This window comes from Caballeronia arvi (assembly GCF_001544695.2).
Classification (GTDB): domain Bacteria; phylum Pseudomonadota; class Gammaproteobacteria; order Burkholderiales; family Burkholderiaceae; genus Caballeronia; species Caballeronia arvi.
This window is the reverse complement of sequence record NZ_FCOM02000322.1, coordinates 1-661: the sequence shown is the minus strand read 5'-3', so window position 1 is coordinate 661 and position 661 is coordinate 1. Positions and strand designations below refer to the sequence as shown.

1 protein-coding gene is annotated in these 661 nt (G+C 58.9%); it reads right to left on the bottom strand.

Features of this window, described 5'->3' with window-relative positions:
- Positions 1-605 (bottom strand): divalent metal cation transporter (locus tag AWB74_RS45140; protein WP_143749577.1); only part of this gene is annotated, 605 nt, incomplete at its 3' end.
- Between the last annotated feature and the right edge of the window lie 56 nt (positions 606-661).

Here is a 661-nt window from a genome sequence, read left to right as displayed (position 1 = left end):
GAATAGAACAGGTACAGCGACGGCGTGATCGACGCGCCGAGGATACTGACCGCAGTGAACCAGTAATTCGCCGCATCGTGATGCGGCACGCTGGGCAGGAGGCCCGATGCCACCTGATGCCAGTCAGGTCGGAGCACGACCGCCGCAACGACGAAGCTTACGGTGACGAGACCGAGCAGCGATGTGGCCTTTTCGATAAACCCGAACGTACTTCGCCACAAGACGAACCACGCAAGCACGGCGACGGGAAACGCCCACCAGGGGTGCCTGATGCCGGTGGCCATTTCAAGCGCCACGCTGACGCCGCCAATTTCTGCTGAAAGTACCAGCGTATTGACAATGAGGACAGCGACGAGTGGCATCAAAAAGAACTTCATGCCGAATCGATCGCGAATGCCCCCGGCGATCGTATGCTGGCTCACGGCCGAGAAGCGACCCGCCATTTCGACGAGAAAAATGAGGCACACCGTGCCGAGGACGATTGCCCAGACAAGCTCGAAACGAAATGCGGCGCCGCCTTGTGCTGCTGTCGACAGCGATCCCATCTCTAAGAAGCCGCCAACGCCTGTCACGACGCCCAAACAAATCTCGAGCAGTTTTTTCATCATCCGGCTCCGCCGGAACATAGCCACGTCGAAGCATCATCTGTTCCAACGCTCGG